Source organism: Lactivibrio alcoholicus (assembly GCF_055390895.1).
Map to the genome: position 1 here is coordinate 1,927,490 of NZ_AP042471.1, position 23,513 is coordinate 1,951,002.

The window sequence follows — 23,513 nt, forward strand, 5'->3', positions numbered from 1 at the left end:
CTTCGCGGCTTGTCGGCGATGGGGAGCGGTATGAAAGCTCCAACCGCTACAAGAGCGGCAAGCCCAGCTCCTCGAGAAACGCGTTGTGTTTGTTCCTCGCCTTCTCGATATCCTCTGTCAGCGCGGCCAGATCGGCGTTGACCGCCTGCAAATCTATCGGTTCCTCCATCTGCTGCGTGCTGATGTAGCGCGTGATGTTCAAGTTGTAGCCGTTCTCTTCGATCTCTTCCATCGAAACGCGGCGGGCGTAGCGATCCTCTTCCCTGCGGTGCTGATACGTGTCGATGATCTTGTGGATATGTTCGGGCGTCAGATGGTTCTGGCGCTTCCCCTTCTCGAAGTGCTCGGCGGCGTTGATGAAGAGAACGTCATCCGGTTTCTTGCACTTCTTCAACACGAGGATGCAGACCGGAATGCCCGTCGAGAAGAAGAGGTTGGCGGGCAGACCGATAACCGTGTCGATATTGCCGTCTCTGAGCAGCTTCGTGCGGATGCGTTCTTCCGCGCCGCCCCGGAACAACACTCCGTGAGGCAGGATGATAGCCATGACGCCTTCCGGTTTCAGATAATGGAAGCCGTGCAGCAGAAAGGCGAAGTCCGCGGCGGATTTGGGCGCAAGACCGTAGTTCTTGAAACGCATGTCATCGCCCATCGCTTCGGTCGGCTCCCATCGGTAACTGAACGGCGGATTGGCCACCACAGCATCGAACTTCGGCATCCTGGCCGGGTTCATCTCTCGCAGCCAGTCCCAGTCGTTCGTGAGGGTGTCGCCGTGGTAGATATGGAACTCCGAATCCTTCACTCCGTGAAGCAGCATGTTCATGCGCGCCAGGTTGTACGTGGTGATGTTCTTCTCCTGCCCGTAGATCTTGCCGATGCCGTTCGTCCCCATGCGGTGGCGCACGTTGAGCAACAGGGAACCGGAACCGCAGGCGAAATCGAAGACGCTTTCAAGGTTCTTCCTCAGGCCGGTGGCCGGTTCCTGGCCGTCCAGCGTGACGATGCCGGAGAGGATGCCGGATATCTGCTGCGGCGTATAGAACTCGCCCGCTTTCTTTCCCGAACCGGCGGCGAACTGGCCGATAAGGTATTCGTAGGCGTCGCCCAAAGAGTCGTTCGCGGTGGAGAATTCCGCCAGCCCCTCGGCAAGCGCCCTGATGACGTTGCAGAGCTTGGCGTTGCGAGCCTCATACCCCTTGCCCAGCTTCTCCGAATTCAGGTTGATCTCCGAGAACAGTCCGTTGAAGGTGCTGTCGAAGGATTCGTTTTCGATGTAGCCGAATCCCTTTTCAATGGTGTGCAGCAGCTCGCCGTTCTGGGTGCGCGCCATCTCGGCGATGTTGCTCCAGAGGTATTCCGGCTTGATCACATAGTGCGTCTTGCGGCGCATCTGCTTTTCAAACTCGGCGGTATCGTCCAAGTTTTGGCCGTACCACACGGTCAGAGGGGGGCGGCGGTCGCCTGGTTGCAGCGTCGGATAATCCGGCCCCAGCTCCTTCTGCGCCGCCGTTTCGTAGTTGTCCGACAGGTAACGCAGGAAGAGGAAGGAGAGCATATAGTCGCGGAAGTCGTCCGCGTTCATCGCGCCGCGCAGTTGATCGGCGATAGCCCAGAGGATAGTTCCTAGTTGTCTTTTGTCTTGCTCTGTCATGCTCCCGCCTCCTTGCGGCCCTTGATCCTGTTTTCCAGCGCCTTCAACTCCGCCTCGTCCTGTGCGTCCGCAGCCTGGGCTTCCCGGGATTTTCGGCGTTGCTCGTAGTCCAGAAAGAGCGGGGTGATTTGCCGCTCCATGCGGGCATGGCTGATCGTTCCCGCTCCCGTCAACACAGGGAAGCCGTTTGTGGCTATGATCTGCACGACGTTCTCTCGCCAGAAGCCCATGGTGGTGACCGTTTGCCGCCTGGCCCGCAATTCGGCGGTTTCAAGAAAGATAACCACCAGACGGTTCAGCGTGTCGATTTCCTCTTCGGTCAGGTAGTTTTTCGCCACCAGAATGTCGTGCTTGCGCACCCGGTCGCCCTTCCAGGCCATCAGGCCGAAATGGGCATCACTCGGGTCGGCGCGGCCTGAGATGATTTCGGCGGCGGTCCGCTGCGTGACGGCGTACAGCAGCATGTTTTGCACGGCGGCGAAAAACTGCTGCGTGGCCTGATCCGTCTTGTCGTAATCGGCAGCCAGTGCGAAGAGATCCCGCACCTTTTGATAGAAGCGCTTCTCCGAGGCGCGAATATCGCGGATGCGCGCCAGCATCTCGTCGAAATAGTCCGGGCGGCCGTCGGGGTTCTTGAGTCGCTCGTCGTCCATGACGAACCCCTTGCGCAGATACTCCGCCAGAACCGAGCCGGCCCAGCGGCGGAACTGTACGCCCCGCGGCGAGCGCACGCGGTACCCCACGGCGAGAATGGCGTCGAGATTGTAGAGCGTGATTCTGCGGCGCACCTCGCGCCCGCCCTCGGTTTGAACTGTCAAGGAATCCTTGACAGTTGCGGTAGGGGCCAGCTCCAAGTCCTGATAGATATTCTTCAGGTGCAGTGAAATACTCTGTTTGCTGGTGCTGAACAGCTCCGCCATTTCCAGCTGCGTAAGCCACACCGTGCCCCGGTCGGCCCGCAGTTGCACCCGGCTTTGCCCGTCTTCGCTGGTGTAGAGAATGAGCTGCGTCATTCCCGCACCTCGCCAGGGGACGGAAAAAGCTGCTGCATCAGTCCTTTTTTGTGGACCTTGAGCGAATCGAGTTTCTTGATCTGCAAGGCAATCAGGTCGTCAATGGAGGAGAGGCAGTCGGCGATCTTTTGCTGTTCTGCTTTGTTTTTTGGATAGCATATTTTAATTTTCGACAATCTCACTGTAGATAAACCTAATACTTTAGTGCCTTGAGATTCATTTTGAATTTGCTTCCGTATGCTATCTGAGCGGAACAAGTGACCACCAAAACCAATTATCAGGCGTTTTCCTTTTGGGCGAGCCAGAATAGTGTGTAGCCCTGATAGCAATCTCTCATTGTTTAGCATGATCACTTCAATGCATTTCCCAATATCTTTCGTGTCTTCTGATGCATCCGCAAAGATCATGTCTCCTTCAACACAGTAACTTTCTGGTTTAACATTATAGAGAGGCTCTGAAGGATTGATATACGGAACTACCTCATTTTGAATTTCGAAGTGGGTGGAAAACTTCGTATGTATATCACCATAATGGATATTTTTTACTGAACCAATTTCATAGTTCAGCTTTTCTCTTGAAAGGGAATTGGTTCCCTTGAATGTGTATAGCTCTTCCATCGGCTCATTGAACCACTCCCCTGCATCTCGAAACTCGGGGAAACGCAATTTGGGGAGGGTTTCGCCTTCGGTGGGGAAGAGCTGCTGCATCAGTCCTTTTTTATGGGCCTTGAGCGCGTCGAGTTTTTGGGCCTCCAAGGAGATCAGCTCGTCGATGGAGGAAAGGCAGTCGGCGATTTTTTGTTGTTCTGACGGCTTAGGAACTGGCAGCAATAGCTCTGAAAACTGCCTGTAGCTAATCATCTTGCCGTCCCGCAACCCTTCAAGATTTCTCGTGAGCAATTGAATAAATCTTTCCGTCTTGAAGTAGTGCTTGAAATAAATATCCGAACCATCAATCAATCGTCTAAGGATGACATATGCTGGACTGCATATTCCGTGATGCTGAGAATATTCTATGCCTCCTTGAAAAGATCGAAGGCTTATTATAAAGTCACTTACTTGTACAACCTTGTAGCTTTCAATACTTTTTTCTGTTACCACGACATGGTAATTGATAAGATCACGAGGGATCGCACCATTCTCCTGAGTTATGGCAAGGACGGGAAGATTTTGCTCATGATTCCGATCGTTCACTTGCTCAAAGAGATTGTCACCGAACACTTCCTCCCACGCCCCCGCATCCCGGAACTCGGGGAAGCGCAGTTTGGGAACCAGCGCGCACTGCGCCTTCGGCGTCATGCTCGTGTCTTCCATGTTATTGCTCATACGCGCTCAGCCCCGAAATCTCCCGCCCCTGCGCGAGTTTCTTGAACAGCGGCAGCATGTCTTCCATCAACGCCAGTTCCTTCCGCGTGCGCGCCTTCCACCCCAGATCTTGCGGAGCGAGCAGATCGCCCAGGAGATCGCCGTCGAAGACCATGCGGCGCAGAACGGCATCCACGAACGTCTGCAGGGCGGCGGGCTCGATGCCGTGTTTTTCGGCGACGGCGGCAAGCTCACGGGCGTTCTTTTGTTCCTTGAAGCGCACGTACCCGTCGCGGACGGTCTTCTCGTCCAGCCCTTTGCCCGCTTCCAGCGTTTCGATGTACTCCGCGATGTCGTCGCGTTCGTCGATGAACTTGGAATCGGCCTGGATCAGGCCGATAAGCTGGGCGCGGTTCATCTTCTGCTTGCCGGGCTCCTGCTGCGAATACTTCGCGATCAGCGCCATGATGTAGTCGTAGTCGATCACCGCCGAGGCGAAAAGAACGAATTCGAAATCGAGCTGCTGCACTGTGTCGCCGGCCTCAGGCTCCGCGCCCTCATCGCCTTTGTCCTGCTTCTCCTTCAGACGCAGCGCGGTGTCCACATAGACGCCCCTGAAGCCCTGCAACGCTTCCTTGGGCAGCACCTGTTCGATGGTCGCCTTGTTCTCGTCCGTCAGATCGGTGTACTGGTCAAGCTGGGTTTTGAGACGCTGCACCTCTTTGAACAGGTTGATGAACTGTGCGCGGGAGGCGTCCCCTTTGAGGTTGGGAACCTCTTCGGGTTTGTTTTCCAACCCCTGCGATTGCATGAACTGCCCCAAGTTCTGCACAGCTCTTTCCAACTTTTCGATGACGACCGGCGCTTTGTCCACCAGCCATATTTCCTTCGCCGGCTTGGCGGCTTCGCCGGAAAAGAGGCTGATGGCGGCGTCAACGGCCTCCTGCTGCTGGCGGAAGTCGAGGATGTTGCCGTAGGGCTTGGTGTCGTTGAGCACGCGGTTTGTTCTGGAAAACGCCTGAATCAGACCGTGGTGCTTCAGGTTCTTGTCCACGTACAGGGTGTTCAGGAACTTGGAGTCGAAGCCCGTGAGCAGCATGTCCACCACGATGACGATGTCGATCTTCGAGCTGTGCGCAAGGTCGCTGTTCGAGTATTGCTGGTCTTTAATGCGCTTCTGAACATCCTGATAGTAGAGGTCGAACTCGCTCACGCCGTGGTTGGTCCCATAGCGCGCGTTGTAGTCGGCGATGATGCTCCTGAGGGCTTCTTTCTTCCTGTCGGGCTCCTGCTCGTTGTCGGCTCTTTCCTGCGGCAGGTCTTCCTGTATCTGCTGCACATCCTTGTTGCCCTCGGCGGGAGGCGAGAAGACGCAGGCGACGTTCAGCGGCCGGAAGTTCTCATCTTCATCCTGCTTTTCGGCCTGCACCGCCTTGAAGAGTTCGTGATATTCGATGGCGTCGTTGATCGACGATGTGGCGAACAGGGCGTTGAACTTGCGTCCGTTTGTGGCGGCGTCGTGCCTGGCGAGAATCGCTTCGACGACGGCTCTCTTGGCGAGTGGTTCATCGGTCTCGGCCGGCATCTTCCCTTCCGGTTTGAAGTAGTCTACATGGAAGCGCAGGACGTTCCGGTCTTCGATGGCGTGCGTGATGGTGTAGGCGTGCAGTTGCTGCTGGAAGATGTCCGCCGTGGTCCTGTAGCTGGCCTGCTGTCCCTTGATCTGCTGATAGGAGGCGTTCTCTTCGAAGATGGGCGTGCCGGTGAATCCGAACAACTGGGAGTCGGGGAAAAATTCCTTGATGGCCTTGTGGTTCTCTCCGAACTGCGACCGGTGACACTCGTCGAAGATGAAGACCATGCGCTTTTTGCGCAAGGGCTCAAGCCGCTCCGCGTAGTTGCGCCTGCTGTTGTTGCCGTCGAGCGCGAGGCCGAGCTTCTGGATGGTGGTGACGATCACCTTGTCGGCATAGTCATCGGAGAGCAGGCGCCGCACCAGTGCTTCGGTGTTGGTGTTTTCTTCGACGCAGCCCTCCTGGAATTTGTTGAATTCCTCCCTGGTCTGCCTGTCAAGATCCTTGCGGTCGACCACGAACAGGCATTTGTCGATATCTGGATTGTCCTTGAGCAGCGTCGACGCCTTGAAGGACGTGAGCGTCTTTCCGCTGCCCGTGGTGTGCCAGATATAGCCGTTGCCGCAGTGTCGGTGGATGCACTCGACTATCGCCTTGACGGCGTATATCTGATATGGGCGCATCATCAACAGCTTCTGTTCGCTTGCCACGAGCACCATGTAGCGGCTGATCATCTCGCCCAGAGTGCACTTGGCCAGAAAGGCGTCGGCGAAGCTGTCCAGGTGGGTGATCTTCCTGTTGCTCTCGTCCGCGTACTGATACAGCGGCAAGAAGCGTTCGTCGGCGTCGAAGCTGAAGTGTCGGCTGTTATTGTTGGCGAAATACCATGTATCGCTGCGGTTGCTGACGATGAAGAGCTGCATGAAGCAGAGCAGCGTTTTTCCGTAGCCGTTTCCGGGATCGTTCTTGTAATCGACGATCTGCTGCATGGCCCGGCGCGGACTGATCGCCAGCGTCTTCAGTTCGATCTGCGCCACAGGCACGCCGTTGATCAGCAGTATCACATCGTAGCGGTGATGGCTGTAATCGGTGCTGATGCGCAACTGGTTGATGACCTCGAAGTTGTTCTTGCACCAGTCTTTGATGTTGACCAGCGTGTAATGGAGCGGCGTGCCGTCGTCGCGCTCGAAGGTGTTGCGCTCGCGCAGGTTACGGGCGGCGGCGAAGACGTCCGGGGTGATGATGCTATCCAGCAGTCGGCCGAATTCGTTGTCGGTGAGGTTCACGCGGTTCAATGCCTCGAAGTGTTTGCGGAAGTTCCGTTCCAGCGCCGCGCGGTCGCGTATGTCCTGGCGGTAGGCGTATTTGAGGTCGATCAGTTTTTCTATCAGATCGTGTTCGATGTGCTGCTCAATCATTGTCAACCCTCCGCATTGTCCGATTCTGTATCGAGGCGCAACCGGCGCGTCGTTCCCCCGGACACAACGCACCCAAAGTTCCGGTGTACGAGGGTGGGACGTATACCGGAATTCTATTTATATTTTCTTCCCAATATAAAAGACGTATCCATAATGCTGCTTGTATTTTAAATATAAATCAAATTCTCTCCTCATAAACGCAATCATGTTCTCGACGGTCCTGTTCCCGGCATGTTGTTTCAGGAATTCCTCCTGCCTCGGCTTCTGCGGGATAAAATAATTATCGATCCAGCAATATTCCGGCAATGTAAATATGGCGACGGGAACATACCCTGATTTCTGCATGACGGAAATATTATACCCAATTGTATTCATTTCGGGAACCGCGTCCGTCCACCACTTCTCGATTTCGGCGGGCCGCTCGTCGGTGAACCACGACTCGTAGGTTACGGCGACATACCCGCCTTTTTTGAGGAAGTTCTTCCAGTGATTCAGGCCTTTTTCAAAGCCGATATTGGCGATGGCCCCTTCGGACCATATAAGGTCAAACTCGTCGTTCTGGAACGGCAAATCGTCCATCGACCCGACAACGCCGTGTACCCTGTTCTGCAAACCAAGTTTTCCGGCTCGTGCGTTCAGCGTGTCGATCGAACCGGCGTACAGGTCGAGTGCGGTGATGCTCGCTTCCGTGTTGTGCGCCAGAACCATCGTCTGGGCGCCTGTGCCGCAGCCCAGATCGGCGATTTTGGCCGTGTCAGAAAGGGCGCCGACAAAACCCAACGCCTTGATGGTGTACTCGGGGCTGCCTGGACCCTGCCGTTCAAATCCCGCGAAGTATTCATTGATGAGATTGAAATCAAATTCGTGGATCTTTATCTCTTCCATTGTCATGCTCCTTCTGTCTTGGGGATCCGCTGCGCGCATTCCCGCGGGGAGGCGTTCCTTTCGATAAACCTGTCGACATGCTCCGCCAGGAGCCTCGCGGCCTCGTTCCCGTCCGGCGTCGCGTCCGAAATGCTTATCAACAGATAAAACGGTGCGTAAAACTCGATCGCAAGCCGTTTCGGGTCGCCTGTGTTCCAGAGGCCCTGTTCCATCATTTCACGGAACAAGTCTTCCATATAGCTGACCGGCCCGCTTGTGAAGCATTTGTGATACAGCTCGGCCATGTGGGGGTTTCTGTATTGCTCCAGCGTCAACATTTTCCGGAAGTTCCTTGCGAATTCGTCCTCCGTCAAGAAACGAAACTGCGCCTCAATGAAAGTCCTGATGTGATCCACGGCGGTGTTGCGGTAGGCCGACGGCGATGCGTCGAATGTCTCCTCCGGAACGTCATACCGTTTCGCCCGTTCGGCGTCTATCCGATACATGCGTTCCACGATGCTGTCGAATATATCCCGCTTGTTCCTGTAGTGCTTGTACAAGGCCCCTTTCGTCATGCCGAGTTCCCCGGCGATATCGCTGACCGAGGCGGCCTCGTATCCGTCCCGCGCAAACAGACGAAGCGCGGCGTGCAAAATGTTCTCTTTCGTGTCGGGCATCCGGGCATCCTCTCCATGAAGCAAACGATCGTTTACCGTCATTCTAGTCAACGATCGTTCACCTGTCAACAGGATATACAGAAATACCGCCCATCGTGTCCGATTGGGCGGTATTTCTGTGGAATGTATTCTGTTGCCTTATGCGGAACTATTTCGCGATCACATAGGTATCGAACGCCTCGCCGACCTTCACGCCGTCGCCGCCGTCATCACTTGCACGGATGCCGCGGCCTTCCATTTTCTCGGGAGTGACGTTCACGAGGAGGAACGACCGGAAGCGGTTCTCCTCGATCACGGGTCTGTTGCCGCTGAAATGGAAGGGATCGTTGCCGGCACGGTAGTTGTTGCCGATGCTGGCGGCCTCGACGTAGTTCACGCCGTTGATGAGATAGCGCTCGTAGACGTGTGAATGTCCGAAGCTCACGGCATTGACGCCGTACTTCTCGTAGATCGGCCGAAGGACGGTCCAGCAGAGATCGCCGTAGGGATAGATAGTCCTGTCGCCGCTCACGGGATCGGTGAGGGGGGCCGAGAACGGCACCCATCCGTCGGCGCCTCTGTTGAGCATATGCCAGTGCTGCGTGACCCATGTGTAGCGGGTCTTCCTTTCGGTAAGGTCTTTCTCGAGCCAGCGGATCTGCGGACTGTCAGTGGTGATGTCGTCGAGCGGGAACCAGCCCGGCGCCTCGAACCCATCCCATGGATGCCACCGGATCACGGAAAGGGAGACGATATGGAGATCGCCGAAATCGGTCGAGTACCAGTGTTTGCCGTTATGCTGCGCCTGCTGTTCGGGGTAGAGTGGACGGAAGAGCTGGAGGTAGATCGCCAGGGTCTTGAGTTCGGGCTTCTGCGCGAGCGCCTTGTCGGTCCAGATGCGCTGGTCGTCGGCTTCGTGGTTTCCGGGGCACGGGAAGAACGGGACATGTTGCAGCAAGCGTGCGCCGCCTTCGGTCTGCTGCATGGTCGGGAACCACTCCTTGCCCTTTTCCTTCGGATCGATGAAACACCCTTCGACGGGGAACCATTCGCCGGCTTTCCACGGAGTGTTCTGGAAATCGCCATTGTAGACGATGCACTGCGCTCCCTGCTGTCCCGCGAGCCGGACGGTGTCGCGGATCTGCTGTTTCTGCTGCAGGTCGGAAAGCAGGATCATAGAGAATGGCTTCCCCTGTTCGGGCGCGGTGCGGAAATCGTATTTGCGTCCCTCGACGGTATGCGCTCCGAACCGCGTCACGACGCGGTAGTGATATGTCGTTCCGGCTTTGAGCCCGGTGAGCGTCGCGATGTGCTGACGCACCGGGAGTTCAGGGTTCTTCGCGGGATCCGGATCGTATCCGTCGGGGCGGGCGGATGTCCGGAGGCCTGTGATCACATATGGTTTCGCTGCGACTCTGGAGCCGAGGGAGGCCGTCTCGCCGAACTCCACCCATGTCTCAGCGGCCGAATCGGTGAGCCAGCAGATGTTCATCTCCGCCGCGGGGTTCAGCGACAGCAGATACGGCTCCGTGAAAATGACCCCGGCGGCCAATGCCGGAGTGGAGAGCAGGAAAAAGAGCGCCAGTGTTGCACAGAACTTTCGCATGCAGATGCCTCCTCCGAAATGAAGTCCGAGTATGCGTCCCGGTGCTTCAATGCTACTTCCGGATGGCAACGGCAGGTTTGCGCCATGGTACCGGAACGGCAACGGCGCGGATGATTCTTCTCTCGATCACGCAGGGAATGCGGTACCATATCGGAATGAATGCGAGACGGTCGTCAGGAGGGGTTCCGATGGTGACGCACGTGAGCGCCGGAGAATACAGTCTTCGATACGGGTGTGACGCGATGGATTTCGCGAAAGTGACGGCGATGCTTGCCGGCGCCTTCTGGTGCGAGGGAATTTCGCAGGCCGAGGTCCGGCGTGGGGCGGAGAATTCCGCCCTGGTCGTCGGAGCGTTCCACGGCGGCGAGCAGGTCGGGTATGCGCGGGCGATCTCGGACAGGACGCGCTTCGCGTACATTCTGGATGTCTACGTCGACAAGAACTGTCGACGACAGGGAATAGGACAAATGATGGTCCGGGGAATCCTCTGTCACGAAGATCTGCAGGACGTTTACCAGTGGCTTCTGATCACGAAGGACGCCCACGGCGTTTATGAAAAGCTCGGTTTCCGGGTGACGGCCCGGTCCGGCGACTGGATGGAAATACGAAGCCCCCGGTCGCGGCGGCAGCTGCGGGCCGGAGTTCCCTGATTCCCGGCGTTACGATCCCTTTCGGATGCTCGCCTCGACGAACGCCCTGATGACCGGGTGGGGAGGATCCCTCTCCGCCCGCGACTGGGGGACGAACAGCGTCCCCATGAAGAAGTCGTTCTTCGGGTTTTCGACGATACGGATTTTTCCGTCCCGGTCCACGCCGATGACGATTCGTTTCATGAAGGGTCTCCTTCCCGTATGCTCCGGAATGTCCGTCGCTCAGTCCGAATCCGATGCCGGGAGGCGTTCGATGGCCGTCAGCCATTCATCGAAGAGCGGGCACTGTGCGCGGATACCGGGCAGCCCGATTTCCTCCGCGACGGCGATGCCTGTGGTCGTTTTTCTGAAACCGTTCGACAGTTGGATGAGTCTTTTGGACGGAGCCGTCTCGGGCGAGTCGTCGATCTCCTCGGGCGATCCGCACTCGGCGACGATGTCCGCGATCCGCGCCGGCTTCACCTGAAGCCGGGAGGCGAGAATCTTCGGGGCGCTGAAGAGCAGGGCTTCGAATTCGTGCATCGCGACATAGGGGATGAATCGCCGCTCGGCCCTCCGTTCGGGAAAGAGGCGGCAGACGGCGTCTTTCGTCGCGCGGTTGACCGCTTCGGCTTTGTCTGCGGCGTGCGAGCGTTTTTTCGCTTCGCCGAGCCCCGGCCAGTCGCCCTTGAGCCCGTAGTAGTCGATGAAGAGGGTCAGGTACGTTTCCGTTCGCTGTTTCAGGTGGAGGCCGATGTCGTTTCTCACGCGGCCGAACCGGACGTCGCCGCCCTTCTCGCCCGGCTTGGAAATGACGATCGGCTTCATGTACACACTCAACGCGGACAGATGCGGCGCGAGAAGCTTCGATACGAAAATCTCTTCAGTCTTTCCTTCAACGAGCGCCACGATTTCGGCGAACTCACTCATAGACCGGGCCTCCGGGGATGACGTTCTTGCTCCAGAGTTCGCCGACCGAATAGTCCTCGAGCCATTCGCTGAAATCCTCCTGCCGGAGTCTTTCGAAGGTCGAAGCGCCGTCCCTGCGGTTGACGACGATCACGTCTTCGACGGCGAAGTGGTCGATCAGCGCCGGCGATTGCGTGGCCACGATCATTTGCGTTCGGGTCGAGACGTTTTCGATCAGCTCCGAAAGAACGGCGATCGCCGCCGGGTGAAGCCCCAGCTCCGGCTCGTCGATGATGATGGTCGAGGGCGGATTCGGCTGGAGCAGCGCCGTCGTCAGGCAGATGAAGCGGATCGTTCCGTCGGAGAGATGGTACGGCTGCATCGGGTAGTCGGAGCCCCTCTGTCGCCAGGAGAGTTTGACCTTCCGCTTTTCGCCGAACGTCATGACGTCAAGGAGGAAGTCGTCGAAGAAGGGCGTCGCGAGGCGGACGGCATCGACGATCTCCGCGTAGCGACGCGGATGTTCGCTGCGCAGACGGAGCAGAAACGGGGCGATGTTTGCGGCGTCATGTCGGAGCATGCCGCAATCTTCGACGATCTCCGACCGCCGCATGGGCGCCGTCGCATCCGTATCATGAAAGTGATACACGGTCCAGCTGGAAACGGCGTCATACACGTAAAACCCGACGCCTTGTTTCGTATATATCCCTTCTTCGTTCCTTCGGCCCGGAAGGGCGCTTTCGGAAATTCCGGATCCGATGGTTTTCCAATAGCTGTGCACATATCTCTCTGCTTCGGTCTTTATCAGAAACTTCTCGTCGACCGTCGGTTCGAGCGAGAATGAATACTCATTGTCTCCGAAACTGAAACGAACGAAGATCTCTTTCGTACATTTCGGACCGTTGAACAGAAAATCATCCGCGCCGCCCCGCGACAGGACATACCCGCCGAGATTCCGGGCCATCATCTCGCGAAGAAGCCGGAAGATCTCGATGAAGTTGCTCTTGCCGGCGCCGTTGCCGCCGATGAGCACGTTGAGGTTCCGAAGTTCGAAATTCTCGAGCGAGCGGATCGATTTGAACCCGCTCACGGTGATTGTGTCGAGGGGCCTGCCCATTGGTCGATTCCTCCATGTCCCGGGTCACGGGGCGACGCGGATGCGTCGATTCATGGTATCACGCTTTCCGGAGGCCGCCTCCTACTTCGCCGCCGGTTTCTCGTACGACGTCGGGCCGTTCTCGTAGCCGACGGCCTTGAGCCACTCGGACGGATAGAAGATCGCCTGCGCGATGCCGGCCTTCGTGTTGAGGTAGCCGTCGTTGTACTTGATGTAGAGCGATTCCTGGAGCTTCCACCACGCCGACAGGAGTTCCGACGCGTTCTTCTCGGAGTACTGCGTGAGCATCCGGCGCGCGCCCTTCACGTCGCCCTTTTCCCGGAGCGCGAGCGCCTTCGCCTCGACGCCCTGCTGGAGGCCGAACGCGCGCGACTCGAACCGCTGCTGCTGGGCCCGGATGTCCTTGATCATGTAGGAGTACTTGAGCATCGCGTAGTTGGCCACGAAGTTGAACGTCGTCCACATGCTGCCCTTGTCGAATTTCAGAACGTCCGCCTTCTGAACGGATTTCGGCAGACCGTTGCCGCCCGCGTAGAGCGGGAAGAGCGCGGCCGTCGCCGGGCGGTCCTCGCCGAGCCAGGTCACGCCGCCGATCTCGTCGGGAAGCCACTTGCGCGACTGGTTCACGTAGGCGTACGCGCAGCGGTAGATGTTCAGCGGCCGCTCGAATTCGCCCTTGAGCGGCGTCAGTTTGCCTTCCTTGTCGGCGACGGCCTCGGCGCTTCCCTCGAACCGGTTGGGGTTCCCGAACGGCCCTGCGGCGAGGCCCTTCGTGAGGTCGAACTCCGTGCCCTCGTAGTTGTCGCGATGGATCGTGAAGACGTCGAGGACCGAGAGCTTTTTGTCGGGCCTGATCGCGAACGGGTACGTGCGCGTATTCGGTCCGTCGACCCACGCCGGAAGGTTCAGCGACGGCGCGGCGAGCGACTGGGCGCGCCAGACGCGCCGCAGCGAGTAGTACGGGTGGTGGAATTCCCCGTCGCCGTACGCGGCCGTCCAGTCGAGGGCGCCGTCTTCGGGCTTCCACCAGCCCTTGGCCTTCGCGACGTCGAAGATGTTCGGCGAGAACATCATGTCGTCGGCGTTCTCGCGGACGTCGCGGATCCGGAACTGGTTCGCGGCGACGAAGTAGCCGTCGTCCGGAACGCGCTGCGCGACCCAGACGCCGTCCGTTCCGTTCATGTCGTATCCGGCCATTTCCATGACCCAGCCCTCGTCCGGGTCGGCGACGAGAAGCGTCTCGCCGGTGCCGTAGTAGCCGTATTTCGCGATGAGGTCGCCCATGAGCCGGATGGCCTCGCGCGCGGTCTTGCAGCGTTCGAGCGCGACACGGGAGAGTTCGGACGAGTAGAAGATGCGTTTGCCCGGTTCGGGCTCGGGGTGGACCTTCGCCTTGTCCGTGCATTCGCCGATCGAGAGCTGGTGCTCGTTCATGATCCCGTAGTTCGCGTCGATGTAGGCGTACGTGTGCGGGACCTGCGGGATGAACCCGAGCGGGACGCTCTTCGGCTCGCCCGTGATGTCGTACCCGGGGCCGCGGGTGTCGGTGATCAGCCGATGCCGTTCGCTGCCGCCCCATTTCGGCATGTAGCCCAGCGCGGCGACGTCGTAGAACACGGGGCGCGTGCTCCCGGGCTTGTGGTCCGTCGCCGGAACGTAGACGACCCTCGCGTCGCCGAGTCCGTCATCCGTGTGCGAGACCATCACCGAGCCGTCCGCGGACGCTTTTTTCCCCGTTATCGTCGTCGTACAGCCGAATGCCTGCACCGACAAAACCAGTCCGAGAATTCCGGCCAGAATCACGCTGAACGCGTGCCGTTCCATGTTCGTCCCACCTTTTCCGGAGAATTCGAAGGACGGGCCTCCCCGGGGAACGGATCGGACGCGTCCTCCGTGAAATAGAGTATATTCTTTTTTCGCGGAACTCGCTCTTCCTATTCTTCGCCGGAGGGGGAGAGCGCCTTCGCGAGTGTGGAATCGATGCCGATCGAGACGCACGATCCCTCGGGGCGGACTCTCGGTTCGCCGTCGCCTTCCCGGTGCGGGTTGTCGATCTGGACGACGAAATCGGCCGCCTGAGACGCGTCGGCTCCGATGGGCCGGATGATCGACTCGACGCTGTGGCCCAGGTAGATGTTCGCGGCGACGACTCCTTCCGCGACGCCATCGCCGGGCGGCAGGAGGACGAGCGATTCCGGGCGGCACATGACGGCGCACGCGTCTCCGTCCTTCAGTTCCGGGGCGAATCGGGCGACCCGGACGCGTTTCCCGCGGATCTCGACGGCGTCGCCTCTGACGGTGCCTGGAAAGAAGGTCGCCTTGCCGACGAATCCTGCCGTGAAGACGGACGTCGGGTTCCGGTAGATCTCCTGCGGCGTCCCCGTCTGGACGATCTTGCCCGCGCGCATGACGACGATCCGGTCGGACAGGCTCATGGCCTCGACGCGGTCGTGCGTGACGTAGATCGCCGTGATGGCGAGGGAGCGCTGGAGTTTGCGGATCTCGACGCGCATCTGCTCGCGCAGCAGCGCGTCGAGGTTCGAAAGTGGCTCGTCGAGGAGCAGGACTCCGGGTTCGACGATGAGCGACCTCGCGAGGGCGACGCGCTGCTGCTGCCCTCCCGAGAGCCGGGAGGGAGGCCGGTCCCCGTATCCCGCGAGTCCGACCATCGCGAGCATGTCGTTCACGCGTGCGGTCGTCTCGGGCGTTGGGATCTTCCGGAGCTTCAGCCCGTACGCGACGTTCTCGCGGACGTTCATGTGCGGGAAGAGCCCGTAGCTCTGGAAGACCATCGCGGTGTCGCGCCGGTTCGGCGGCAGGGGAGTCACGTCCTCGCCGCCGATGAGGATCCGTCCCGATGTGGGGAGTTCGAACCCCGCGACCATCCGGAGCGTCGTCGTCTTGCCGCAGCCGGACGGGCCGAGGAGCGTCACGAGTTCTCCGGGCGCGATGTCGAGCGACACGTCGCTGACGACGATGTTTTCCCGACCCGTCGAGGGATCGCGGAAGGCCTTCGTGACGTTTTCGATCCTGACGGATTTCGGGGCGCGCCGTTCTCCGGACGGGGGCATTCGAATCCTCTCCTTATCGCGACAGCAGTGTCTTGTCGAGGTTCCGGTTGCGTCCGACGAGAAGGCGCATGAGCCCCATCGCCGCGAGGACGATGACGATGAGCGCGGTGGCGAGGACGCTCGCGAGGCCGAACCGGAGGTTTTCCGAGAAGTTGTAGATCAGGACCGTGACGTGGTACCAGCGGGCCGAGATCAGGAAGATCACGGCGCTGACTGCCGTCATCGAACGCACGAACGTGTACGACAGGCTCGAGATGAACGCCGGCCGCAGCAGCGGCAGGATGATGTCGCGGAAGACGCGCGGCGCGTCGGCCCCGAGGTTCTGCGCGGCCTCCTCGATCGACGGATCGATCTGCCGGAGCGCCGCGACGCCGCCTTCGACGCCGACGGGCAGCTCGCGGATCACGTAGTTGATCACGATGATCGCGGCCGTGCCGACGAGAAGGACGGGCGGCTTGTTGAACGCGAGGATGTAGCTGATGCCCATGAGCGTCCCCGGCAGCGCGAACGGCGTCATGATGCCGTATTCGAGAAGGCGCTTGAATGCGAAGGCGCGTCGCGTGAGGATCGCCGCCGCGACCATCGAGAGGACGCCCGCGATCGGCGTCGCCATCGCCGCGAGCGTGACGGTGTCGATCAGCGCGTCGCGCCCGCGCTCGAACGCCTCGCGGATGTTCACGAGGCTGAAGGAGTAGTCCACGCCCCAGTTCTTGACGAAGCATCCCGCGATGATCGTCCCGTAGAGGGCGGCGAGGAAGATCACGACGCCCCAGACCGCGATCGCGAGGATGCGGCGGACGCCGGGCGAGACGATCTCCGTGATCCGGGCCGAGGGCTTGCCCGTGACCGTGACGAACGACTTCCGCGCGACCCACCGGCGCTGCGCCGTGAAAGCCGTCAGCGTCGGCAGCAGCAGCAGGATCGACAGGGCCGCGCCCGTTCCGAGGCGGTTCATCCCCGTCACTTCGATGTAGGCCTCGACGGAGAGAACGTGGAAGTCCCCCGCGAGGATCAGCGGATTCGCGAAGTCCGCGAGCGAGTTCGTGAAGACGAGAAGCCACGCGCTGAGCAGCCCCGGAACCGCGAGCGGCAGCGTGACGGTCCGGAACGTGCGCAGGCGCGACGCGCCGAGATCCATCGCCGCCTCCTCGAGCGTCGAGTCGATCCCTTCGAGGATTCCCGCGAGCGTCAGGAACGCGATCGGGAACATCCCCATCGTCTGGACGAGAACGAGGCCGGTCAGGCCGTAGACCGAGACGTCGTGGAGGCCGAGAAGCTGTTTCGTGACGAGGCCGTTGTTGCCGAAGAGCAGGATGACCGACAGCGTCAGCGAGAACGGCGGCGAGATGACGGGCATCGTCGCGGCGGCCGTGAGGAGGCGCTTGCAGCCGATCGTCGTTCGGCCGACGACGAAGGCGAAGAGGAATCCGAGGAGCGTCGACGCTGTGGCCGTCAGCGCGCCGAGGAGGATGCTCCCCCGGAGCGCGGCCATATAGCGCCCTTCCGTGAAGACGGACTTCCAGACGTCCCAGGTGAAGGATCCGTCGGCGCGGACGAGCGTGAGCCGTCCGGCCTCGTACAGCGGGTAGGCCGTGAAGACGCCGACGATGACGAAGAGCGTCAGGACAACGGCCGTCAGCGCCGGGTCGCGGGAGAACCGCGCGATGGCCAGGACGGCCGCGAACGCGGCGGTCGCGAGGAGCGCGAAGAGGCGCAGCAGAAAGACGAACCGGTCGGACCCGTCCGTCCGGAACGCGAACAGGGCGACCCCCGTCACGTCGCCGGCCGCCCCGTGAAGCGGCGCGAAGACGAAGATGCGTTCGGGACTTCCGTCGGTCGGGCGGTGCGTGAACCGGTAGGGTTCGTCGTAGCCGACGCTTTCGATTCCCTTCGCGACATCCGGGATCGGCGCGGTCATCAGCGACGCGAGGGAAGGATCCGTTGAGACGATCGAAGCGGATCCGGAGGGTTTCCCGGCTTCGGGGAACCCCTCCGTCACGGCTGCGTCGAAATCCCGCTCCGCCCCGGAGAGTCGCTTCCCCCAGGCGATGCGCTCCTCCTGAGACGCGGGAACCGAAGCGGCGATGGAGGCGACCGTTCCGCGGATCCGCCCGTCGCGCGCTCCCGTGTAGGCGATCTCGAGCGTCCGCCAGACCCACGCGTCGGCCGCGGCGAAGACGGCGAGCGCAAGCAGCAGCACGATCAAGCCCTTCAACGGGAGGCGCGAGGGAGCGGGATTCACGGACACCGTCGCCGTTCCTTTCGGACCGAAGTTCGGGTTACTTCGTCTGGGCCTTGCCCGCGGCCGGAACTTCGGCGTTCCACTTCTCGAGAAGCCGCGCCTTGTTTTTCGCGTCCCACTGATCGTCCTGGTCGACGAGCTTCATCTTCGAAAGCTCGAAGCCCGTATCGGTCGCGACGGCCTCGCTCGAAAGCGGGATCACGTACCACTTCGCGATGATTTCCATCGCCGCCTTGCCGAGAATCCAGTCGTAGAGCTTTTTTGCCTGAAGTGCGTCGGGACCGCCTTTCACGAGCGACATCGACGCGGTTTCGAATCCGGTGCCGTCGGAGGGGATCGTGATCTCGACCGGAGCGCCTTCCTTTTTCAGCTTGATCTGGTCGTGCAGGTAGCCGATCGCGACCGGAATCTCTCCGATGGCGCAGCTTTTGCCGGGCGCGGCACCGGATTTCGTGTACTGGTCGACGCTTTTGTCGAGCTTCTTCATGAAGTCGAACGCCTTGCCTTCGTCGCCATGCACGCGGATGAGCGTCGTGACGACGTTGTAGGCCGTGCCTGACGTGCCGGGGTTCGCCATGCGGACTTTCTTTTCGTACTCGGGCTTCAGCAGGTCGGCCCATGATGTCGGCGGCGTAATGCCGAGCTCTTGGGCGCGCTTCGTGTTCGTCGCGAACGAAATGGGGCCGATGTACAGACCGATCCAGTTGCCGTCGGGGTCGCGGTATTTTGCCGGAATCGTTTCCGCCGCGCGCGAACGGTAGGGAACGGTGAGTCCCTTCGCCTTGGCGTCGATGTGAAGCGTGCCGACGCCGCCGACCCAGATCGAGACCTGGGGATTGGCTTTCTCGGCTTCGATTCGCGCGACGGCCTCTCCCGTCGTCAGGCGGATCCACTCGACGTGGACTCCGCTCTTCTTTTCGTACGTCTCGAAGAGCGCCTTCGCGAGCGGTTCCTCGAGCGTCGTGTACGCCTTGACCGAATCGGCGGCGGCGGCGACGGACGACGCGAGAAGCGACAACGCGAGAACCGTGAGCGGCAACAGCTTTCTTCCGATCATTACGGATACCCCTCCCCTGAGATTGAATTTCGATTCTTCCGGGGGGACTTTCCCGAAAGACGAAACACGCCCCGGACATTACCGCACAGAATATACGCCCTGTTCCGGAGAGTGACAAGTGCTGCGGAAGGCGGTGAATGCTACAATCGTCATCACCGGAGAATCCGGCATGGGTCGAAAGGGGAGGGAGGCGGCAGGCGTGGATCGGACGTACAGGAGCAGCAGTGTCCGCCAGCTGTCGGCACTGGTCAGGAACGCGCTTCCGCGCGGCGCGGAAGCCCATTTCCGCTTCGCGGAACTCTCGCGTCGCTGGACGGAGGTCGCGGGGCCGGTGCTCGCGCCCATCACGTTTCCAGTGCGCGTGGAAGACGGCTGCCTCGTGATCGCCGCGACGACGCAGGCCGTCGCTCACCGGACGATGCTCGACGGACGGCGCATCTGCGAGCGGGCCGAGCGGAGCTTCGGAATAGCGCTTCGAGGCGTCCGGCCATTTGTCGGACGGATCCGCCCGCCCCGGAGGGAAGCGCGCATGCAGACATCGCGACCCGTGACGATACCGGGCGACCGGGATGCGTTTCTGCGCTACCGGGAAGCGTTCCGGGGCCGCATCGCGGAACCGTCCGTCGCGGACGCCCTCGCGTCGCTTGCCGCGACGCTCGCCGCGCGGAAGGGACTGAGGCGGCGATGAATGGAAGTGAGACGCGTGGAGCGCGTGGTATGGGACATTGTATCCAAGGATGCCGGGAGCTTCCATTTTGCGTCGATTTACGATAAAGTCTTTGTGAAAGATATTTCCAAAATCCATGTTGCGGAGGCGATAGGAATGATGCGGCGAGTGACAGGGAAACGGAGCGGCATGAGGCTCGTAATTGCGGTGACGGCGCTGTTGTGCGTGATGTTTGCGGCGGGCTCGGTGTTTGCGGCCCCCAAACAGCTCACGCTAGCGACCGGCGGAACGGCCGGGACGTACTACCCTCTGGGCGGAGCGATCGCGCAGATCATCAGCACCAAGACGGGACTCGTGAACATTACGGCTCAGTCGACCGGGGCCTCCGTCGAGAACATGAACCTCATCGGCGCGGGCGACGTCGACATCGCCATCGTCCAGAACGACATCGCGCACTACGCCTATAACGGCATCGAGTTCTTCAAGACGAAGAACGCCAACTTCAGCGCGATGGCCCGGATCTATCCCGAGATCATCCAGACCGTCACCCGCAAGGACAGCCCGATCGACAGCGTGAAGGACTTCAAGGGCAAGAAGATCTCCGTCGGAGCCCCGGGAAGCGGTAACGAGGCCAACGTCCGCCAGATCACCGATGTCTTCGGAATGACCTACAAGGACTTCGAGGCCCACTTCCTTTCCTATGCCGAAACCGGCGACCACTTCAAGGACAAGCTCATCGACGCCTTCATGTTCACGACCGGCGCGCCGAACTCCGCGATTCAGGACATCGCGACGCTCCATCCCCTCAAGTTCGTCGAGATCAAGGGGGCCGACAGGGATCTTCTCATGAAGAAATATCCGTTCTTCGCGGCTGAGGCGATTCCCGCGAACACGTACAAGGGACAGGACAAACCTGTCGAGACCGTCGCGGTCCAGGCGATCCTGATCGTCGCGAACAACCTGCCGGAGGATATCGTCTACGCGATGACGAAGGCGCTCTTCGAGAACAAGAAGGAGATCGCGCAGGCGCATCACAAGGGAAACAGCATCGATCCCAAGAGAGCGCTCGACGGAATCACGGTTCCGGTGCATCCTGGCGCCCTGAAGTACTACAAGGAGATCGGCCTGGTCAAGTAAGGTTCGGACTTTTTTCGATCCGAAGGAGCCGGGGAGGGGAGGGCATCCCCACCCCGGCGTTTTTGACTTGATGTTCGGGAAAGAGGGAGGCGTTAATGGAACGACGTATTCGGCGCCGGTTGACGGCGGTTCTGATTTCATGCTCCGTTTTCGTGCTTCTGTCCGCGATCGTTCCGACCCTGACGGTTCGGAACGCCTCGGGGACTCTTCTCCGGATCTTTCCGCTCGGCGCGGGGGATTCTTTCATCATCCGGTACACGCATTCCGTCGCCCGTCGCCCGGTCCGGGAAATCTTCACCGCCGCGCGGGACGGCGGACTGCTTCTCAGGGAGACGACGTTCGATGCCTTCGGCGCCGGGTTGCCCTTCGAACCGTATGATGCGGAGCGCTTTCTTGTCGAACGTGACGTCTTTCGGGTGGTGGGAATGCGGCGTCGGTTCCCGAGCGTGACCGTCCGGGTCGGACGTGTGGCGGAACACGCATTGCTGCTGCGGGGGAACGAGACGCCGCTGCGTGCGTGGGAGAAACCGGGGGGCAGCCTGACGTTCGGGGTTGAGTTCCGTCCGGTATTCTGGATAGCATTTCAGGAGGTATTGCAGTGAGCGAAGAAAAGAAACAGTCCGGGGAAGAAACGAAGACCATCAATGTCGACGAGATTCTCGCGAAGTACGACAAGGAGTCCACGTTCCGCGTCCTGACCGGATCGTGGGCGCAGATCGTCAAGATCCTCTGCGTCTGCTTCTCGCTGTATCAGCTCTACACGGCGGCGTTCGGCGTCTTTCCTGCCCAGATCCAGCGAGCCGCGCATCTCGCGTTCGCGATGCCGCTCATTTTCCTGCTCTATCCGGCGACATCGAAAGGATCCCGTTCGTCGATCCATCCGCTCGATATCGTCCTCGCGATTCTCGGAACCGCGATCGGCCTTTATATGGTGATCTTCTACGAAGACATCGTCCTGCGGGGCGGTCTGCCGACGATGCTCGATCTTACCTTCGCGGCTCTCGCCGTCCTTCTCGTGCTCGAAGGGTCCCGGCGCGTCGTCGGCGCGCCGATTTCCATCATCGCAACGATATTCATCGCGTACGCCCTGCTCGGTCCCTATATTCCGGGAATGCTCGGGCACAGGGGCTTCGCGATGAAACGGATCCTGAACCACCTCTACCTGACGACGGAGGGCATCCTCGGATTGCCGCTCGGCGTCTCCGCGACGTTCGTCTACCTGTTCATCCTGTTCGGCGCATTCCTGCACAAGAGCGGCCTCGGCAAATTCTTCATCGACCTCGCCCTTGCGGCCACGGGACACACGGTGGGCGGCCCCGCGAAGGTTGCGGTCATGGCGAGCGGTCTCTTCGGGACGATTTCCGGAAGTTCGGTTGCGAATGTCGTGACGACGGGAACCTTCACGATCCCGCTCATGAAAAGCATCGGATACCCGCCGTTCTTCGCGGGGGCGGTCGAAGCGGCCGCTTCGACCGGTGGACAGCTCATGCCCCCGATCATGGGAGCGGCGGCGTTCGTCATGTCCGAATTCATCGGCGTTCCCTACGTCAAGATCGCGATCGCGGCGGCGCTCCCGGCCGTGCTTTACTATCTCGCAGTCGCGCTGATGGTCCACATGGAGGCCAAACGTCTCGGGCTCAAGGGGCTGCCGCGGGAGACGCTCCCTAACGCGAAAAAGGTTCTCAAAGAGGGCGGTCATCTGCTGATCCCGCTCGGCGTCATCATCTACATGCTCGTCGCGGGGTACACGCCGCTTCGCGCGGCGCTCGTCTGCATCATCGCAACGGTCGTGGTCGCCATGATGCGAAAGAGCACGCGCCTGAAGTTCTCCGATATCATGCAGGCCCTCGAGGACGGCGCGAGAAGCGCGCTCGGCGTCGCCGCCGCCTGCGCGTGCGCCGGAATCATCATCGGCATCGTCACGCTCACGGGACTCGGTCTCAAGATGGCGAACGGCATCATCCTGCTGGCCGGAGGGAGTTTCTTCTTCACGCTCGTCTTCACGATGGTCGCATCGATCATCCTCGGAATGGGACTTCCGACAACGGCGAAGTACATCATCCTCGCGTCGATGGCCGCGCCGGCCATTCAGAAGTTCGGTGTCCCGCCGATGGCCGCGCACATGTTCATCCTCTATTACGGAATCATCGCGGACCTGACGCCTCCGGTCGCGCTCGCTGCGTACGCCGGAGCCGGAATCGCGGGCGCGAACGCGATGAAGACCGGGTGGACATCGCTCCGGCTCGCCATCGCGGCGTTCCTGATCCCGTTCATCTTCGCGTACAATCCGTCGCTTCTGATGATCAACACGACCGCGATGGAGGTCATTTTCGTCTCGACGACGGCCCTGATAGGAGCGTTCTGTCTTGCCGTATCGGGAGTCGGTTTCTGGCGCGGCAAACTCACGATCGTTGAGCGCGTCGCCGTCTTCGCGGCTGCGCTGCTTCTGATCAAGCCGGGGATTACGACGGACATCATCGGCGTCGTGATCGTTGCGGCCGAATGGTGGTATCAAAAGACCAAATTCAGGGATGCGTGACGGCTGAAACCGGAAAAATAGAGAAAACGAAAGAACGAAGGGCGGCTCGCTCAGGCGAG

General features: G+C 60.2%; 19 protein-coding genes. 5 read left to right on the forward strand and 14 right to left on the reverse strand.

Features of this window, described 5'->3' with window-relative positions:
* Positions 1–46 precede the first annotated feature (46 nt).
* The 7 genes from ACZ5IU_RS08950 to ACZ5IU_RS08980 all read right to left on the reverse strand — a co-directional run bounded on the left by ACZ5IU_RS08950 (position 47) and on the right by ACZ5IU_RS08980 (position 10,086).
* Complete coding sequence (locus ACZ5IU_RS08950; RefSeq protein WP_464416428.1) at positions 47–1,651, reverse strand: type I restriction-modification system subunit M; 1,605 nt, start codon at positions 1,649–1,651, stop codon at positions 47–49.
* A complete protein-coding gene (locus tag ACZ5IU_RS08955; RefSeq protein WP_464416430.1) occupies positions 1,648–2,664 on the reverse strand; it encodes a virulence RhuM family protein in 1,017 nt (338 codons plus the stop codon). Before ACZ5IU_RS08955 ends, ACZ5IU_RS08950 begins: the two co-directional genes overlap by 4 nt.
* Complete coding sequence (locus tag ACZ5IU_RS08960) at positions 2,661–3,962, reverse strand: restriction endonuclease subunit S (protein ID WP_464416432.1); 1,302 nt, start codon at positions 3,960–3,962, stop codon at positions 2,661–2,663. Before ACZ5IU_RS08960 ends, ACZ5IU_RS08955 begins: the two co-directional genes overlap by 4 nt.
* A 16-nt stretch (positions 3,963–3,978) precedes the next feature.
* Positions 3,979–6,960 (reverse strand): type I restriction endonuclease subunit R, encoded by a 2,982-nt coding sequence (locus ACZ5IU_RS08965; RefSeq protein WP_464416434.1) that lies wholly within the window; start codon positions 6,958–6,960, stop codon positions 3,979–3,981.
* A 117-nt stretch (positions 6,961–7,077) separates the two neighbouring features.
* Positions 7,078–7,845: a class I SAM-dependent methyltransferase gene (locus ACZ5IU_RS08970; RefSeq protein ID WP_464416436.1), complete on the reverse strand. Its 768-nt coding sequence runs from the start codon at positions 7,843–7,845 to the stop codon at positions 7,078–7,080.
* A 2-nt stretch (positions 7,846–7,847) separates the two neighbouring features.
* Positions 7,848–8,501 carry a TetR/AcrR family transcriptional regulator gene (locus ACZ5IU_RS08975; protein WP_464416438.1) on the reverse strand — a complete coding sequence of 218 codons (654 nt, stop codon included), beginning with the start codon at positions 8,499–8,501 and terminating at the stop codon, positions 7,848–7,850.
* 148 nt (positions 8,502–8,649) lie between these two features.
* Positions 8,650–10,086, reverse strand: a complete 1,437-nt coding sequence (locus ACZ5IU_RS08980) for a purple acid phosphatase family protein (RefSeq protein ID WP_464416440.1) — start codon at positions 10,084–10,086, stop codon at positions 8,650–8,652.
* Positions 10,087–10,274: 188 nt separating this feature from the next.
* Here ACZ5IU_RS08980 and ACZ5IU_RS08985 point away from each other — a divergent pair, with 188 nt between their 5' ends.
* Positions 10,275–10,736 carry a GNAT family N-acetyltransferase gene (locus ACZ5IU_RS08985; protein WP_464416442.1) on the forward strand — a complete coding sequence of 154 codons (462 nt, stop codon included), beginning with the start codon at positions 10,275–10,277 and terminating at the stop codon, positions 10,734–10,736.
* A gap of 9 nt (positions 10,737–10,745) precedes the next feature.
* Here ACZ5IU_RS08985 and ACZ5IU_RS08990 read toward each other — a convergent pair whose 3' ends face one another.
* The 7 genes from ACZ5IU_RS08990 to ACZ5IU_RS09020 form a co-directional block, all read right to left on the reverse strand.
* The gene (locus ACZ5IU_RS08990) at positions 10,746–10,919 is read right to left on the reverse strand and encodes a hypothetical protein (RefSeq protein WP_464416444.1); all 174 of its coding nucleotides are present in this window, start codon (positions 10,917–10,919) and stop codon (positions 10,746–10,748) included.
* Positions 10,920–10,958: 39 nt separating this feature from the next.
* Positions 10,959–11,645 carry a DUF4276 family protein gene (locus ACZ5IU_RS08995; RefSeq protein ID WP_464416445.1) on the reverse strand — a complete coding sequence of 229 codons (687 nt, stop codon included), beginning with the start codon at positions 11,643–11,645 and terminating at the stop codon, positions 10,959–10,961.
* Complete coding sequence (locus ACZ5IU_RS09000; RefSeq protein WP_464416447.1) at positions 11,638–12,741, reverse strand: AAA family ATPase; 1,104 nt, start codon at positions 12,739–12,741, stop codon at positions 11,638–11,640. The genes ACZ5IU_RS08995 and ACZ5IU_RS09000 overlap by 8 nt, the downstream gene beginning before the upstream one ends.
* Before the next feature lie 81 nt (positions 12,742–12,822).
* A complete protein-coding gene (locus ACZ5IU_RS09005; protein ID WP_464416449.1) occupies positions 12,823–14,565 on the reverse strand; it encodes a dipeptidase in 1,743 nt (580 codons plus the stop codon).
* Positions 14,566–14,675: 110 nt separating this feature from the next.
* Entirely contained in the window at positions 14,676–15,812 is a 1,137-nt protein-coding gene (locus ACZ5IU_RS09010) for an ABC transporter ATP-binding protein (RefSeq protein ID WP_464416451.1), read from the reverse strand.
* 13 nt (positions 15,813–15,825) lie between these two features.
* A complete protein-coding gene (locus ACZ5IU_RS09015) occupies positions 15,826–18,012 on the reverse strand; it encodes an ABC transporter permease (RefSeq protein WP_464416453.1) in 2,187 nt (728 codons plus the stop codon).
* Positions 18,013–18,091: 79 nt separating this feature from the next.
* The gene (locus ACZ5IU_RS09020) at positions 18,092–19,111 is read right to left on the reverse strand and encodes an ABC transporter substrate-binding protein (RefSeq protein WP_464416455.1); all 1,020 of its coding nucleotides are present in this window, start codon (positions 19,109–19,111) and stop codon (positions 18,092–18,094) included.
* A gap of 199 nt (positions 19,112–19,310) precedes the next feature.
* On the opposite strand from ACZ5IU_RS09020, the gene ACZ5IU_RS09025 reads away from it, so the two are divergent.
* The 4 genes from ACZ5IU_RS09025 (at position 19,311) to ACZ5IU_RS09040 (ending at position 23,454) form a co-directional block, all read left to right on the forward strand.
* Positions 19,311–19,799 (forward strand): DciA family protein, encoded by a 489-nt coding sequence (locus ACZ5IU_RS09025; RefSeq protein ID WP_464416457.1) that lies wholly within the window; start codon positions 19,311–19,313, stop codon positions 19,797–19,799.
* 135 nt (positions 19,800–19,934) lie between these two features.
* Positions 19,935–20,915 carry a TAXI family TRAP transporter solute-binding subunit gene (locus tag ACZ5IU_RS09030; RefSeq protein WP_464416459.1) on the forward strand — a complete coding sequence of 327 codons (981 nt, stop codon included), beginning with the start codon at positions 19,935–19,937 and terminating at the stop codon, positions 20,913–20,915.
* Positions 20,916–21,010: 95 nt separating this feature from the next.
* Positions 21,011–21,517 (forward strand): DUF1850 domain-containing protein, encoded by a 507-nt coding sequence (locus tag ACZ5IU_RS09035; RefSeq protein ID WP_464416461.1) that lies wholly within the window; start codon positions 21,011–21,013, stop codon positions 21,515–21,517.
* On the forward strand, positions 21,514–23,454 hold the full coding sequence (locus ACZ5IU_RS09040) for a TRAP transporter permease (RefSeq protein ID WP_464416463.1): 1,941 nt from the start codon (positions 21,514–21,516) through the stop codon (positions 23,452–23,454). The genes ACZ5IU_RS09035 and ACZ5IU_RS09040 overlap by 4 nt, the downstream gene beginning before the upstream one ends.
* Positions 23,455–23,513: the final 59 nt, after the last annotated feature.

What these genes read in the sequence shown, in the direction of transcription:
- ACZ5IU_RS08950 (WP_464416428.1), bottom strand. Translation starts at nt 1,651, where the DNA reads ATGACAGAGCAAGACAAAAGACAACTAGGAACTATCCTCTGGGCTATC.
- ACZ5IU_RS08955 (WP_464416430.1), bottom strand. Translation starts at nt 2,664, where the DNA reads ATGACGCAGCTCATTCTCTACACCAGCGAAGACGGGCAAAGCCGGGTG.
- ACZ5IU_RS08960 (WP_464416432.1), bottom strand. Translation starts at nt 3,962, where the DNA reads ATGACGCCGAAGGCGCAGTGCGCGCTGGTTCCCAAACTGCGCTTCCCC.
- ACZ5IU_RS08965 (WP_464416434.1), bottom strand. Translation starts at nt 6,960, where the DNA reads ATGATTGAGCAGCACATCGAACACGATCTGATAGAAAAACTGATCGAC.
- ACZ5IU_RS08970 (WP_464416436.1), bottom strand. Translation starts at nt 7,845, where the DNA reads ATGGAAGAGATAAAGATCCACGAATTTGATTTCAATCTCATCAATGAA.
- ACZ5IU_RS08975 (WP_464416438.1), bottom strand. Translation starts at nt 8,501, where the DNA reads ATGCCCGACACGAAAGAGAACATTTTGCACGCCGCGCTTCGTCTGTTT.
- ACZ5IU_RS08980 (WP_464416440.1), bottom strand. Translation starts at nt 10,086, where the DNA reads ATGCGAAAGTTCTGTGCAACACTGGCGCTCTTTTTCCTGCTCTCCACT.
- ACZ5IU_RS08985 (WP_464416442.1), top strand. Translation starts at nt 10,275, where the DNA reads ATGGTGACGCACGTGAGCGCCGGAGAATACAGTCTTCGATACGGGTGT.
- ACZ5IU_RS08990 (WP_464416444.1), bottom strand. Translation starts at nt 10,919, where the DNA reads ATGAAACGAATCGTCATCGGCGTGGACCGGGACGGAAAAATCCGTATC.
- ACZ5IU_RS08995 (WP_464416445.1), bottom strand. Translation starts at nt 11,645, where the DNA reads ATGAGTGAGTTCGCCGAAATCGTGGCGCTCGTTGAAGGAAAGACTGAA.
- ACZ5IU_RS09000 (WP_464416447.1), bottom strand. Translation starts at nt 12,741, where the DNA reads ATGGGCAGGCCCCTCGACACAATCACCGTGAGCGGGTTCAAATCGATC.
- ACZ5IU_RS09005 (WP_464416449.1), bottom strand. Translation starts at nt 14,565, where the DNA reads ATGGAACGGCACGCGTTCAGCGTGATTCTGGCCGGAATTCTCGGACTG.
- ACZ5IU_RS09010 (WP_464416451.1), bottom strand. Translation starts at nt 15,812, where the DNA reads ATGCCCCCGTCCGGAGAACGGCGCGCCCCGAAATCCGTCAGGATCGAA.
- ACZ5IU_RS09020 (WP_464416455.1), bottom strand. Translation starts at nt 19,111, where the DNA reads ATGATCGGAAGAAAGCTGTTGCCGCTCACGGTTCTCGCGTTGTCGCTT.
- ACZ5IU_RS09030 (WP_464416459.1), top strand. Translation starts at nt 19,935, where the DNA reads ATGATGCGGCGAGTGACAGGGAAACGGAGCGGCATGAGGCTCGTAATT.
- ACZ5IU_RS09035 (WP_464416461.1), top strand. Translation starts at nt 21,011, where the DNA reads ATGGAACGACGTATTCGGCGCCGGTTGACGGCGGTTCTGATTTCATGC.